12 protein-coding genes are annotated in these 13563 nt (G+C 58.0%); 7 read left to right on the top strand and 5 right to left on the bottom strand.

Annotation, left to right across the window (positions count from 1 at the left end):
• Window positions 1–45 precede the first annotated feature (45 nt).
• Window positions 46–1839, top strand: a complete 1794-nt coding sequence (locus DHN55_RS07465) for an SLC13 family permease (RefSeq protein WP_108880687.1) — start codon at window positions 46–48, stop codon at window positions 1837–1839.
• A gap of 37 nt (window positions 1840–1876) precedes the next feature.
• On the opposite strand, the gene DHN55_RS07460 is transcribed toward DHN55_RS07465, so the two are convergent.
• From DHN55_RS07460 to DHN55_RS07445, 4 genes are all read right to left on the bottom strand, one after another.
• Window positions 1877–2707 carry a L,D-transpeptidase family protein gene (locus DHN55_RS07460; RefSeq protein WP_108880686.1) on the bottom strand — a complete coding sequence of 277 codons (831 nt, stop codon included), beginning with the start codon at window positions 2705–2707 and terminating at the stop codon, window positions 1877–1879.
• Window positions 2708–2774: 67 nt separating this feature from the next.
• Window positions 2775–3500, bottom strand: a complete 726-nt coding sequence (locus tag DHN55_RS07455) for a murein L,D-transpeptidase family protein (RefSeq protein ID WP_108880685.1) — start codon at window positions 3498–3500, stop codon at window positions 2775–2777.
• Between the two features lie 134 nt (window positions 3501–3634).
• Window positions 3635–4594: an acetyl-CoA carboxylase carboxyltransferase subunit alpha gene (locus DHN55_RS07450; RefSeq protein ID WP_108880684.1), complete on the bottom strand. Its 960-nt coding sequence runs from the start codon at window positions 4592–4594 to the stop codon at window positions 3635–3637.
• 129 nt (window positions 4595–4723) lie between these two features.
• A complete protein-coding gene (locus DHN55_RS07445) occupies window positions 4724–5704 on the bottom strand; it encodes a tyrosine recombinase (protein WP_108880683.1) in 981 nt (326 codons plus the stop codon).
• Between the two features lie 427 nt (window positions 5705–6131).
• Here DHN55_RS07445 and DHN55_RS07435 point away from each other — a divergent pair, with 427 nt between their 5' ends.
• Genes DHN55_RS07435 through DHN55_RS07425 form a run of 3 tightly spaced genes read left to right on the top strand, consistent with a single transcriptional unit; the run spans window position 6132 to window position 9135 of the window.
• A complete protein-coding gene (locus DHN55_RS07435; protein ID WP_337660022.1) occupies window positions 6132–6722 on the top strand; it encodes a shikimate kinase in 591 nt (196 codons plus the stop codon).
• Complete coding sequence (aroB, locus tag DHN55_RS07430) at window positions 6719–7864, top strand: 3-dehydroquinate synthase (protein ID WP_108880680.1); 1146 nt, start codon at window positions 6719–6721, stop codon at window positions 7862–7864. Before DHN55_RS07435 ends, aroB begins: the two co-directional genes overlap by 4 nt.
• Window positions 7861–9135 (top strand): CNNM domain-containing protein, encoded by a 1275-nt coding sequence (locus DHN55_RS07425; RefSeq protein ID WP_108880679.1) that lies wholly within the window; start codon window positions 7861–7863, stop codon window positions 9133–9135. The genes aroB and DHN55_RS07425 overlap by 4 nt, the downstream gene beginning before the upstream one ends.
• A 6-nt stretch (window positions 9136–9141) precedes the next feature.
• Here DHN55_RS07425 and DHN55_RS07420 read toward each other — a convergent pair whose 3' ends face one another.
• Entirely contained in the window at window positions 9142–9417 is a 276-nt protein-coding gene (locus DHN55_RS07420; RefSeq protein WP_108881769.1) for a BolA/IbaG family iron-sulfur metabolism protein, read from the bottom strand.
• A gap of 436 nt (window positions 9418–9853) precedes the next feature.
• Between DHN55_RS07420 and DHN55_RS07415 the strand changes: the two genes are divergently transcribed.
• The 3 genes from DHN55_RS07415 (at window position 9854) to cobT (ending at window position 13511) form a co-directional block, all read left to right on the top strand.
• Window positions 9854–10489: a DnaJ domain-containing protein gene (locus DHN55_RS07415; RefSeq protein ID WP_108880678.1), complete on the top strand. Its 636-nt coding sequence runs from the start codon at window positions 9854–9856 to the stop codon at window positions 10487–10489.
• Window positions 10490–10615: 126 nt separating this feature from the next.
• A complete protein-coding gene (cobS, locus tag DHN55_RS07410) occupies window positions 10616–11605 on the top strand; it encodes a cobaltochelatase subunit CobS (protein WP_337660021.1) in 990 nt (329 codons plus the stop codon).
• A gap of 22 nt (window positions 11606–11627) precedes the next feature.
• Window positions 11628–13511 carry a cobaltochelatase subunit CobT gene (gene cobT, locus DHN55_RS07405; protein ID WP_108880677.1) on the top strand — a complete coding sequence of 628 codons (1884 nt, stop codon included), beginning with the start codon at window positions 11628–11630 and terminating at the stop codon, window positions 13509–13511.
• The last annotated feature ends 52 nt before the right edge of the window (window positions 13512–13563 follow it).

The raw sequence follows: 13563 nt of genomic DNA, 5'->3' as shown, positions 1-13563 counted from the left end.
TAGCTGCTTGGCAAATACGCCACAGTTGGTAACGTGCAGCGAATCATGACCACCGAACAGATAATCCTCTTCATCATCATGGGCAGCGTACTCGGGCTACTGGTCTGGGGCCGCATCCGTTATGACCTCGTGGCGTTTTCAGCTCTGGCGCTGGCCGTCATTCTCGGCGTGGTCGAAAAAGACACCGCCTTTTCAGGCTTTGGCCACCCGGCCGTCATCATTATTGCCCTGGTCCTGATCGTGTCGCGGGCCTTGTCGCAATCCGGGGCCGTTGACCTGTTGACGCGCAATATCATCTCCGCCCAGCGCGGCATGAAGGCACACATTGCCATCATGGGCCTGGTTGGTGGCGCGCTGTCCGCCTTCATGAACAATGTCGCTGCGCTCGCCTTGCTGATGCCGGTGGACATGCAGGCAGCGGACAAGGCGAAAAGAGCGCGGGCAGCGACACTGATGCCATTGTCGTTCGCCACCATTCTCGGCGGCATGGTCACTCTCATCGGCACGCCGACCAACATCGTCATCGCCCAGTTCAGGGGCACCGCTACCTATAACGGCGAACCCATTGGCCCGTCATATTCCATGTTCGACTTCGCGCCCGTCGGGCTGGCCTGTGCCGCTGTAGGCCTCATCTACATTTCATTCATAGGTTGGCGTTTCATCCCGCAGGACAAGGCCCGTTCGGAATCAGCTGCCGAGCTTGAGAACCTGGAAGGCTATGTGATGGAAGTGCAGGTTCCTGAAAGCTCGCCAGCGGTAGGCCAGAAGGTTCGAGAACTGCTGCCGGTGGCCGATGAAAACGAAGTCTACATTCTGGGCCTGATCCGGCGCGGGGAACGCCTGCCGGGGTCTGCACGCGGCGTTGAAATCCGCAAAGGTGATATTCTGGTTGTGGAAGGTGGCCCGGAAAGCCTCGAGCAGTTTGCCAACGCCTTGAAGCTCTCCTATTCATCGTCGTCCCGGCACAAGGGCGTGCTGACCGGTACGCTTGCCATGACCGAAGCCGTCGTCGTTTCCGGCTCCAGGCTGGAAGGCCGCTCGGCCCGCGACGCCAGGCTCCTGAACCGGCAGCAGACCATGTTGCTGGGGGTTGCCCGCGAGGGCCGTCCGTTTCGCGACAGGGTCAGACAGCTTGAACTCAAGGCAGGCGACGTGCTGCTGCTGATGGGCAACAAGGAAGCCTTGCCGGAGGTTGTGCAATGGCTCGGATGCCTGCCTCTGGCGGAACGTGGACTGCAGGTCACACAGCGCGAAAAAGCCGGCTTTTCCATTGCTATATTCGCCATTGCCATCATTGCGGCCAGCCTTGGCCTGGTGTACCTGCCGGTTGCGCTGGCGGCCTGCGTGGCGATTTATGCCCTGCTCAAGGTCGTAACCCTGTCGCAGATCTACGATTCCATTGAATGGCCGGTGATCGTACTGCTGGCATCGCTGATTCCGATCGGTGCTGCGATAGAGACCTCGGGCGGAACGGTACTGATTGCCAATGCCATCGTTGACGTTACCGGCGGCTGGCCGGCATGGGCGGTGCTGCTGCTGCTGATGGCGGTCACCATGACCTTGTCGGACGTGCTGAACAACGTAGCGACCGTGCTGGTGGCCGCTCCGGTGGCGATCAAGATTGCCGAGCAGTTGAACGTCAATCCGGATGCCATGCTGATGGGTGTTGCGGTATCCGCCAGCTGTGCCTTCCTGACCCCGATAGGCCACAAGAACAACACCATTATCATGGGCCCTGGCGGCTATCGTTTTGGCGACTACTGGCCGATGGGCCTGCCACTGGAAATCATTATCCTGGCAGTATCCCTGCCGATGATCCTGATTGTCTGGCCGCTTTAGTCCGCAGCGAACCCGCACAAATCATGCGTACGCGGCCCTACTTCCACTCACCGGCCCGCCAGCCGCGAATGAGCTGCGGCGCGAGCGGGTCTGCGGATGCCTGCTTCACCTCGAATTCCGGCGGCACGTTGATATTGTGCGGCATGAACACATAGCGCTGCTGCTTCACTCCGACCGTTGGCGGCTGGCGCGTCTGCTCGAAATAGTCATAGCCGACTTTCAGGTCGCGCCAGTAAGGTTCGTGCGGGTGACCGGCATAGCGCAGCAGGTTCTGTTCGGTCATGCGAAACGGGAACGCGTGCACCGGAAACTCTTTCTGGCCATACAGGAAGGCTTCACGCGCAAGCGAGAACAGTTCCTTGATATGGTCGTCGGTAATCGCATAACAGCCTGCCGAACGGCACCCGCCATGCACCATCAGGTGAGTACCGGTCCGCCCGAGTGACTTGTCAAACGCGTTGGGGAAACCAAGGTTGAAGGACAGGTAATACTCTGATTTCGGATTCATCTGGCGCTGCGACACCATGTAGAAGCCTTCCGGTGCCTGCCGGTCGCCTTCCTTGTACTTCGGACCCAGTACGCCGGAGCGGCTGCAGATGTTGTAGGTGCGGAACAGCACATGGGGTCCATAGGCCTGCTGCAGCCAGACTTCCATCTGGTTTTCTTCCTTGAACACGCGGACAAACAGCGGCGCGCCGACCTTCAGATTGTTTCTCTGCAGGTCAGCCATGACCTTGGGAGACAAGGGCTCCAGTGCCTTGTCGGTGCTGCTGCATGCAGACAGCGCGACCAGCGACGTAAGGCTCAGGCCGGTGGCACAGAAGCCACGACGCGTCAGTCCAGTCCTGAATGTCGTGTCACTACTCATTTTTGACAAACCCAACTTCCGAAACCGTCCTCGCAATTCCCTATTGTGCAGCACAACACGCTAACGCTCAATTAACCACATAGGATTTGTTTGCAACCCGCACGCGCGGCACTTCGCGCGCCCGTTCAAACGCATCATATCCGGGCTTCAGCATTGACCAGAAATCGTGCCACTTTGCGCCCTTGTGCCGGTCAAGCGCCGTTTGTTCCAGCCGGAACGGGAAAGCATGCACACGCACCGCCTGCTGGCCATTATCAAGAGCTGCTTCAACAAGCCGGTAGATCACTTCGACCTGATGGTCTCGCACCGCATAACAGCCAATGGACGAACACCCGCCATGCACCATCAAAAATGACCCGGTCCGGCCAAGCGAGCGGTCATACCGGTTGGGGAAACCGAGATTGAACGAGAGATGATGCCGGCTGTTCGGGTTCAGCCGGCCCTTGGTGACCGTGTAGAATCCTTCCGGCGATTGCTTGTCGCCTTCTTTCAGTTTCGGTCCCAGGCCTCCCGACCAGTTGCAGATTTCAACCGTCCGGTACAATTCCCATCCCTTTGTACCCCTCAACCACAACTCAAGCTCCGAGCTTTGTTTGAAAATGCGAATGAACACCGGCATGCCGGGCTTGAGTTGCCGGGCATCCAGTTCGGCCCAGGCCTGTTTCCTGAATGTTTGCGGATCAGGATAGCGGAATCGCTCCGCGATACGGTTCATCTCGCCGGTGCGATACAGCGCATAGCCGGTAGATGCCATGATCGCCAGCACCAGAACCAATTTGAATAATCGCCGCATAAATCCACACCGGCCACTGTCATTGTTTCAGGGCCAAGATCGCCGAGCAAAACGGCAAGTTTGCGGCGATTTTGTGCGAACACGGACCTATGTGACGAAGCAACATGTGTCCGGCCACCCGGCAGGGTAAACATTCACGAGCCGAGTGTGCGCCCGATCGCCAGGAATTTGTCGCGCCGCTGCTGGCGCACTTCATCTTCCGACATGTGCTTGAACGGCAACAGCGCCGCTGAAACCGCTTCCCTGACCGACTGTATCGCAGCCTCGCGTGCCCGGTGTGCGCCACCGACCGGCTCCGGCACGATCGTGTCAATGACCCCGAGCTCCTTCAGGTGGGCCGCAGTGATACGCATGGCGGTGGCGGCTTCACTGGCGCGCGCTGAATCGTGCCACAAAATGGATGCAGCACCTTCCGGCGAGATGACCGAATAGATCGAATGCTCAAGCATCAGGACAGAATTTGCCGTTGCAATGGCGACAGCCCCGCCTGACCCACCCTCGCCGATAATGGTCGAGATGATCGGCGTACCAAGGCCGAGACAACAATCGGTTGAACGCGCGATTGCTTCCGCCTGACCACGCTCTTCCGCGCCGATACCGGGATAGGCGCCTGCCGTATCGACGAAAGTCAGCACCGGCAGGCTGAAACGCTGCGCCAGTTCCATCAGCCGGACCGCCTTGCGATAACCTTCCGGACGCGCCATGCCGAAATTGTGCTTCAGGCGGGATTTCGTATCAGCTCCCTTTTCCTGGCCGATGACCACAACCGGGTCTCCGTCAAACCGCCCCAACCCGCCGAGAACGGCATCATCCTCGGCAAACTTCCGGTCACCGGCAAGCGGCGTGAACTCGGTGATCAGGGCATCCAGGTAATCCTGAGTATGCGGCCGGTCCGGGTGCCGTGCAACCTGGGTTTTCTGCCAGGGTTCAAGGTCTGCATAAAGGTCGGCGAGCGACTTCGATAGCTTGCCTTCCAGCTGCGTCACCTCATCGGCAATCGATACGGAGCCATCATCGTCGTTGATGGACTTCAACTCGGCGATCTTGCCGGCAAGCTCGGCAATGCGTGTTTCAAAATCAAGAAATGTCTGCATGTTTCACATGATGGACAACTGCTGGAATCGCAGTGCCTGCCCTCGCCTGAGCCCGATTGGATATAGGCTGCAAACTGGCGTTACGCCGATTGGATGTCAACCTGCTAATTGTTGTGTGCAAAGCGCAACTTACCGGTTGAGCGGGTGATGACTTTCAACCGCCTCGCGCAATTTTTCCGGCATGACATGTGTATAGATCTGGGTTGTTGAAATATCCGCGTGACCCAGCATCTGCTGAACCGACCTCAGATCAGCACCGCCCTGCAACAGATGGCTGGCGAATGCATGCCGTACAACGTGAGGTGACACGGTGTCTGCATCGAGGCCGGCAAGCCCCGCCAGGTGCTTCAGCATCAGCGCGAAATGCTGGCGCGTCAGGTGTCTCTGCTTGCCGCTTGAGGCAAACAGGTATTGCGTCGGCGCAAGGTGTACGACGTCCGCTGCCTGTTTCACCGCATCCAGATAAGCACTGATAGCCGCGCGTGCAGCAGGTGAAAGCGGAACCAGCCGTTCGCGTCCGCCCTTGCCGCGCACCGTGATAAACCTGTCATCTGCCGAAACCACGCCCACCGTCAGGCTGACCAGTTCCGACACCCGCAATCCAGTTGCGTACAGAACCTCCATGAGGCACACCATGCGCAGTGCTTTCAGGTGTGTCTTGCCGCGCGCTTTTATTGCCTGCTCGCGCGCTGCCACCAGCAATTTCTCTGCCTGTCGCACACTCATGGTCTTCGGCAGGGTTCGCGCCTTGCGCGGCGCAGCAATGCCGCCTGCCGGATCGTCGTCCACAATGCCTTCGGCGTAGGCAAACTTGTGCAATTGGCGGGCTGCGGACAGCCTGCGGGCAATGGTGGACTTGGCCAGGCCTTCTGCCTGCAGTTCGCCCAGCCATGCCCGGACTTCACCGCTGCCGGCGGCATCCAGCGCACAGCCGCGCCTTTTCAGGAAACCGGTATAGTGTTCAAGGTCACGGGCATAGGCTGAAAGGGTGTTTCGGGATGCGCCGCGTTCGGCGCTCATCATCTCCAGAAACAACGCAACTGTGCGGTCACTGCTGACAGTTGCATTTGAGCCTGGACCGTTATCCGTGTCAGTTCTCGAAGACACCATTGGAAAGCTGCTTCACCACTTCTTGCTGTTCGGGCGGAAAATTTGCCAGACCCCAGACTGCGCCATACCCGGCACCAGCCAAGCACAGTACGATTAACAGAAAGCGAAGACTGTCGGGCATAGCGGCTAATATGTTCCTCAAACAGATGGTTTTGATTTGCTCTTTGCGATCTGCAATGTGCAACAATCCCGCTTAAATCGCAAAGTGTTTGCGCGCTGCTGGATTGCTGTCGCAACGGCTCTGCATGATCTGGCCGGCAGCATCCTCTGATCCGGACGAACAGGTGCCGGGGCCCGTCCGGGCAGCCATCTCCCCAACACTAATCCGAAATCGCGCATGTTCTATGGCATCAACTGTCATTTTCTCCTAAAACAGGAAAAACAGAGCGCCACGCAAGCTCAATATCTGAATTGGGTTCAAACACCAGTGAACGAAACCAGCAAGTCCAACGGAAACATCACCTCCATCTTATCGCAACTCAACGGTCGCAGCATTGTGCTGATCGGATTGATGGGCGCCGGTAAGACCACCATAGGCAGGCGCCTGGCGAAAAAGCTGAAATTGCCGTTCGCCGACGCCGACACTGAAATCGAGAAAGCGGCCGGCAAGACCGTTCCGGAAATTTTCGAGGAGCACGGTGAGCAGTATTTCCGCGACGGCGAGCGCAGGGTCATTGAGCGCCTGTTGAATGAGCAGCCCCGGGTGCTGGCCACCGGAGGCGGTGCCTATATGAGTGAAGAAACCCGTACGACAATTGCCGACAGGGGAATTTCCGTGTGGCTCAAGGCGGATTTCGACCTGTTGATGAAACGGGTGCGCAAAAGATCGAACAGGCCATTGCTGCAAACCGATGACCCTGAAGCGGTCATGCGCAAACTGATCGCCGAGCGCTATCCCGTCTATGGCCGGTCCAACATCACGGTAGAAAGCAGGGACGTGCCCCACGACCAGATTGTTGTTGCCTGCATTGAAACCCTGGCCGATCACCTGCGCCAGGAAGAAACGGCAGGCGCATGAACCAGACCACCCCAGCACCGGTTGACACAACCAGGGCCGAAGTCAGTGTCGCTCTGGGTGAGCGCAGCTATGACATTACGATTTCCGACGGGCTTCTCGCCCATGCCGGACGCACGATCGCCCCGCTGCTGGCCCGCCCGGTGACAGCGATTGTGACAGACGAGAACGTCGCACGCCATCATCTGAAAGCATTGACCGACAGCCTCGATCAGGCCGGCATCAGATACACTTCCATCATTGTTCCGGCAGGCGAGCAGACCAAGAGTTACGCCCGGCTTGCACAGGTGTGTGATGATATCATCGCGGCCGGCATCGAGCGCAACGATCACATAATTGCCTTTGGTGGCGGCGTCATCGGAGATCTTGCAGGCTTTGCCGCCGCCATCGTCCGCCGCGGTATCGGCTTCATCCAGATACCGACCTCGCTGCTGGCCCAGGTCGACAGTTCCGTCGGCGGCAAGACCGGCATCAACTCCAGCCATGGCAAAAACCTTGTCGGCGCTTTTCACCAGCCTGTCGCCGTACTGGCGGATATCAATGTCCTGAACACCCTGCCCGCGCGCGAACTGGCCGCCGGTTACGCTGAAGTCGCCAAGTACGGCCTGCTCGGCGATGCGGAATTCTTCGGCTGGCTGGAGGACAATGCCGCTCGGGTTTTTGCCGGTGACCCGCAAGCCCGCATCCGCGCCATCCGAACATCCTGCCAGGCAAAGGCAGCCATTGTGGCGCGTGATGAACGTGAAGCCGGCGATCGTGCATTGCTGAACCTGGGCCACACATTCGGTCATGCGCTGGAAAGCGCTACCGGGTATTCAGACAAGCTTCTGCACGGAGAAGGCGTGGCAATCGGCATGGCGCAGGCGTTCCGGTTTTCCGAGCAACTCGGCATCTGCAAGCAGGGCGCCGCGGCACGAATGGAAAAACACCTCAAGTCGGTTGGCTTGCCGACAGATGTGTCAGGAATCCATGCCCATCTTCCCGGCGCGGGTGAACTGGTGAACATCATGCGCCAGGACAAGAAGGCAGAGGCAGGTCGCATTAACTTTATTCTGGTAAAAGATGTCGGCAATGCCTACATCGACAGAACCATAGAAGAGGACGGCCTGGTCAAATTTCTTGAGGCCGAATTAAAACTGAAATGACGCTTGCACTCGGCATTATGGCCGGCGCGGCCTTCGGGCTGGTTCTTCTGTCTGCCTTTTTTTCCGGATCCGAAACAGCGCTGACAACGTCCTCGCGACCCAGGCTCTACGAACTGGAGAAGCGCGGCGACCGGCGCGCGCGCACGGTACTGAACCTGAAAGAGCAGCCTGAACGCCTGATTGGCGGCATTCTGCTTGGCAATAACCTGGTCAACATCCTGGCCTCGGCACTGGCAACATCGGTGTTCTTGACGCTGTTCGGCGAAAGCGGGGTAATCTGGGCGACCCTGGTGATGACGGCACTGGTCCTGGTGTTCGGAGAGGTGCTGCCCAAGACCTATGCAATCGTCTATCCGGAGCGGTTTTCTCTCGCCGTCAGCTCGGTCATATCCCTGTTTGTCAGGATTTTCGGCCCGGTGGTGATCGGCGTCGAGGTCATCGTCAAATACGTATTGTCACTGGCCGGTGTGGACCTGGCCAACGCCGGCAACATCCTGTCTCCGCAAGAAGAGATCCGCGGCGCCATTGACCTGCACCACAAGGAAGGTGCCGTGGTCAAGAACGACCGCGACATGCTCGGCGGTGTCCTGGATCTGTCAGAACTGGAACTGTCGGACCTGATGGTTCACCGGACCAAGATGTTTTCCATCGATGTCGACATGCCAAACGACGAAATCATATCCGAATTGCTCAAATCCGGCTTTTCCCGCGCACCTGTATGGCAGGAAAACTCGGACAACATCATCGGCGTGCTGCATGCCAAGGACGTATTGTCGGCCTTGCAGGCAAGCCAGGGCGATGCATCAAAACTGGACATCAAGGCAATCTGCTCGAATGCCTGGTTTGTGCCGGACACGACGACGGTAAACTACCAGCTGTCGGCATTCCTGCGCCGCAAGTCGCATTTTGCACTGGTCGTGGACGAATATGGCGAGGTGATGGGCCTGGTCACCCTGGAAGACATCCTGGAAGAGATTGTCGGCGAGATCGCCGATGAGCATGACGTCATCAGCGCGGATATTTCACGCGAAGCGTCCGGCTCCATGGTGGTCAACGGGTCACTGCAAATTCGTGACCTGAACCGCACCAATGACTGGGAACTGCCCGATGAGGAAGCCAACACTATCGCCGGCCTTGTCATCCATGAAGCCCAGATGATCCCCGAAAAGGGTCAGGCCTTCACGTTTCACGGCTTCCGCTTTGAAGTCGCCGGCAAGAAGCGCAACCAGATCACCCGATTGCGCATAACGCCGCTGAACAACACCGGCTAAAAGTGGTCAGGCCGGCGGAGCGCTGGCGGAAATCGCCAGGGCATGGACCGGTCCGTTCAACTCTTCTGCCAGAACTTCATTGACCATGCGGTGGCGTTGGATCAGCGACTTGCCGGCAAACGCGTCAGCCTGAATCTTGACCCTGAAATGGGTTTCTCCTTCCGGCCGGGCACCTGAGTGGCCGGCATGAAGATGTGATTCGTCGATCACCTCCAGCGCCTGCGGCACCAGCGCCTGGGAAAGCTTTTCCGTGATTGTCTGTCCGACCTGACCGAGTTGCATGACATATATTTCCTTTTTCCTGCGCAAAACGCGAAGCGCAGGTCCACATTGATGACTTGTTCGTAATTTATGAGCTAACAAGGATCAGGACACACTAATTTTATGCGATTCTGTTTGAAAGAAAACATTCGAATGATGGTGAAAAAGCGCAAGACAAGGCTTTTTGCCTTTTCGAGCATTTTTTGACTTCAGGCGAGTGTTTTCTTTCAAACCCGAAGGGCGGGGTCTATTTTGCCTCTCACGGCGTTGAAAAGTCTTGAAAACCGTATGGTTTCCTGCGACCTTTCGCCTTGTCAGAAGCAAAATATCCTCCCGCAGAATGGATAAAATTAGTTTGTCCTGACCCTTAGATTCCAAATGTCCACCATATTGGGTTATAGTGCTGCGCTGCCAAGGCGGCCTTCACTCTTCACGCACGACAAAAACCAGGCGACAGATGAAACTGAATTCGAAATACTTCGACGGCATCCGCATCAAAAAGGGCGGCAAGGCGGAACCTGAGACATTCACCTGCGAATGGCCGGACTGTGAAGCTGTGGGCAATCACCGGGCACCCAAGGGCCGCAATGCGGAAGGCGAGTACTTCCGCTTCTGCGTCAACCATGTGAAGGCCTATAACAAGTCCTACAATTATTTCGACGGCATGGCGGACAATGATATCGGCGCCTGGATCAAGGCATCGCAAACCGGCCATCGCCCGACCTGGAAACTGGGCGACAGCTCATGGGCAGAGAACAAGCGTGCGCGCGCAACAAAGCCCGGTTCGGGAAAAAGCAAGCGCAGTGGTTACCGCCATGACAGCGACGTCAATGATCCGCATTCGATTTTCGAGGAGGCTGTCGGCACCCAGAGGGCGGCAACATCCAGGCGCCGGGTCGGCAATGCCGAACGCAAGGCACTCGACACACTTGGGCTCGACCCCGGTGTCACCGCGGACGAAATCAAGGCCCAGTACAAACTGCTGGTAAAGCGCTTCCACCCGGACGCAAATGGCGGCAGCCGCGAGACCGAAGACAGGCTTCGCGACATCATCACCGCCTATAATTATCTCCGCGATGCAGGTGTGTGCTGAATTGCAGCAAAGCTGCCCCTTGCTAGGCCCGCATTAGTCGGACTAAAACCTCTTTGTATATGACCCTTGAGCCCCGGTTTTCCATGTGCGAAGACCGGGTATTGATTTCCCGGAGACCGGTTTCCAATGAACGCAAATACAAAGATCGAAGCACCAGGCATGCCTGACAAGACTATTCCGGTGCGGAAGGTCTTCGACATAGACACGGATCTGACAGTTCCAGCCTATTCAAAGAGCAATGAATACGTGCCGGAAATCGATAAGGATTACCTGTTCAACCCGGAAACCACGCTGGCCATCCTGGCCGGGTTCGCCCACAATCGCCGGGTCATGGTGTCAGGTTTCCACGGCACCGGTAAGTCAACGCACATCGAACAGGTCGCCGCCCGGCTGAACTGGCCGCTGGTGCGTATTAACCTCGACAGCCATATTTCGCGTATCGACCTCGTCGGCAAGGATGCCATTGTCATCAAGGACGGCAAGCAGATTACCGAGTTTCGCGAGGGCATTTTGCCATGGGCCTACCAGAACAATGTCGCGCTGGTGTTTGACGAGTATGATGCCGGGCGTCCTGATGTCATGTTCGTTATCCAGCGCGTGCTGGAAAGTTCCGGCCGCCTGACACTGCTTGACCAGGCACGCGTGCTGAAGCCGCACCCGGCATTCAGACTGTTTGCAACCGCCAATACCGTCGGCCTTGGAGATACAACCGGCCTTTATCACGGGACCCAGCAGATCAACCAGGCCCAGATGGACCGGTGGTCGATCATCGTGCAGTTGAACTATCTCAGCCATGAGCAGGAGTGCGGCATTGTTCTGTCCAAGAACAAGCAGTTCGATGATGCTGCCGGCAAGAAGGTGATATCAAACATGGTGCGTCTGGCGGACCTGACCAGAAACGCCTTCATGGTGGGCGATCTTTCAACCGTCATGAGCCCACGCACGGTTATTACATGGGCTGAAAACGCAACCATCTTCAATGATGTCGGCATGGCGTTCCGGATGACCTTCCTGAACAAATGCGACGAACTGGAGCGTGCTCTGGTGGCTGAATTCTACCAGCGCTGCTTCGGCGAGGAATTACCGGAATCGTCTGCTGCCCTGGCCGTGAGCTGAACCGGCGGACGTAAACAAACCAATGGCAAATGATCGTGACGCACCGGCAGAGAACTTCAAGCGCGCACTGACGCTCGCCATGAAGACGATTGCACAGGAGCCGGAACTGACCTGCTCGTTTGGTGCCGAACATCCCGGCATCACCGACAAGCGCGCCCGGTTGCCGCAGGTCACACGCGATGCAACCGCGTCTGACCTGGCGGTTACGCGTGGTTTGTCCGACGCCATGGCAATGCGGCTCGCCAATCATTCGACCAGCGTTCATTCACGCTATCTGCCGCAGGGCCAGCAGGCGCGCACTGTCTATGAGGCAATTGAACAGGCCCGCGTCGAAGCACTCGGCGCGCGTGCCATGCCCGGCATGGCGACCAACCTGAACGCCATGCTGGACAAGCGCTTTGACGAAAAGGTCACAGGTCCCCTGCACAAGCGCGAAGACGCGCCACTGGAAGATGCCCTTGCCCTGATGGTGCGTGAGCGCCTGACCGGGGAAGCTCCGCCGGACTCGGCAAAAAAGCTGGTTGATTTGTGGCGTCCCTGGATTGAAGAAAAGGCCAGTGAGAAACTGGACAGCCTGGATGACTGCATCCATGACCAGATAGCTTTCTCGCGCCTGTCCCGCGACCTGCTGGCGCGCCTGGAAATGTCTGATGAGCTCGGCGACGACCCCGACGATGCCGAAGACAATGACGACGACACCGACGACGATGCCGAGGGCGAACAGGAACAGACTGAAACCGGGCAGGAAGATGCTGAAACTTCCGCCTCCGAAGACATGGAACAAGGTGAAGCCGACCAGGACGAAACCATGGAAGACGCCATGGAAATGGACGGTTCCGAAGACATGGACGACATGCAGGGCGAAGAAGAGCCCGACGGCGACCAGCCCTGGCGGCCGGAACTGCCGTTTGCCTCCATGTCGAACGACAAGTTTTATCAGGTCTACACCAACCAGTTTGACGAGACGGTGGAAGCAGATGAGCTGTGTGACCCGGAAGAACTGACCCGGCTGCGCAACTATCTGGACAAGCAGCTGGCCAGCCTTCAGGGCGTCGTGGCCAGGCTCGCAAACCGGATGCAGCGCCGCTTGATGGCGCAGCAGAACCGTTCCTGGGACTTTGATCTCGAAGAGGGTATCCTGGACGCAGCAAGGCTGTACCGGGTGGTCATCGATCCGATGAGCGCGCTGTCGTTCAAGGTCGAACAGGACACCCAGTTCCGCGACACGGTCGTGACACTGTTGCTGGACAATTCCGGCTCCATGCGCGGCAGGCCGATCACGGTCGCTGCCACCTGTGCGGATATTCTGGCGCGCACCCTGGAACGGTGCGGGGTCAAGGTGGAAATTCTCGGGTTTACAACCCGCGCCTGGAAGGGCGGACAGGCCCGCGAGAAATGGCTGGCAGACGGCAAGCCCGCCATGCCGGGCAGGCTCAATGACCTGCGCCACATCATCTACAAGTCCGCCGATCAGCCATGGCGCCGTGCCCGGCGCAATCTGGGCCTGATGATGCGCGAAGGGCTGTTGAAGGAAAACATCGACGGTGAAGCGCTGATCTGGGCCCATAACAGGCTGCTGGCGCGCCCTGAACAGCGCCGCATCATGATGGTGATCTCCGACGGCGCGCCGGTGGACGATTCAACCCTGTCAGTCAATTCCGGCAATTATCTCGAAAAGCACCTGCGCCAGGTGATCGCCGACATTGAAAACCGCTCGCCGGTTGAACTGATCGCCATTGGCATCGGTCATGACGTGACCCGCTATTACCAGCGCGCCGTCACCATTGTTGATGCCGAGGAACTGGGCGGCGCCATGACTGAGAAACTGGCTGAACTGTTTGAAGAGCGCGCCGTGGCGCCGCCTCCGACCAGCAGGGGCGGTGGCAGGTTGCGCAAAGCCGGTTGAACTGTTTGAAAGAGAAGGCGATGAAGAGCTGCGGATGGGTAATCGGATGTTG

Origin of the sequence: Anderseniella sp. Alg231-50 (assembly GCF_900149695.1) — a bacterium.
GTDB lineage: Bacteria > Pseudomonadota > Alphaproteobacteria > Rhizobiales > Aestuariivirgaceae > Anderseniella.
This window is presented reverse-complemented; position numbering and strand designations above follow the sequence as displayed.

What these genes read in the sequence shown, in the direction of transcription:
- DHN55_RS07415 (WP_108880678.1), top strand. Translation starts at nt 9,854, where the DNA reads ATGAAACTGAATTCGAAATACTTCGACGGCATCCGCATCAAAAAGGGC.
- DHN55_RS07420 (WP_108881769.1), bottom strand. Translation starts at nt 9,417, where the DNA reads ATGCAACTCGGTCAGGTCGGACAGACAATCACGGAAAAGCTTTCCCAG.
- DHN55_RS07460 (WP_108880686.1), bottom strand. Translation starts at nt 2,707, where the DNA reads ATGAGTAGTGACACGACATTCAGGACTGGACTGACGCGTCGTGGCTTC.
- cobS (WP_337660021.1), top strand. Translation starts at nt 10,616, where the DNA reads ATGAACGCAAATACAAAGATCGAAGCACCAGGCATGCCTGACAAGACT.
- aroB (WP_108880680.1), top strand. Translation starts at nt 6,719, where the DNA reads ATGAACCAGACCACCCCAGCACCGGTTGACACAACCAGGGCCGAAGTC.
- DHN55_RS07445 (WP_108880683.1), bottom strand. Translation starts at nt 5,704, where the DNA reads ATGGTGTCTTCGAGAACTGACACGGATAACGGTCCAGGCTCAAATGCA.
- DHN55_RS07425 (WP_108880679.1), top strand. Translation starts at nt 7,861, where the DNA reads ATGACGCTTGCACTCGGCATTATGGCCGGCGCGGCCTTCGGGCTGGTT.
- DHN55_RS07455 (WP_108880685.1), bottom strand. Translation starts at nt 3,500, where the DNA reads ATGCGGCGATTATTCAAATTGGTTCTGGTGCTGGCGATCATGGCATCT.
- cobT (WP_108880677.1), top strand. Translation starts at nt 11,628, where the DNA reads ATGGCAAATGATCGTGACGCACCGGCAGAGAACTTCAAGCGCGCACTG.
- DHN55_RS07450 (WP_108880684.1), bottom strand. Translation starts at nt 4,594, where the DNA reads ATGCAGACATTTCTTGATTTTGAAACACGCATTGCCGAGCTTGCCGGC.
- DHN55_RS07465 (WP_108880687.1), top strand. Translation starts at nt 46, where the DNA reads ATGACCACCGAACAGATAATCCTCTTCATCATCATGGGCAGCGTACTC.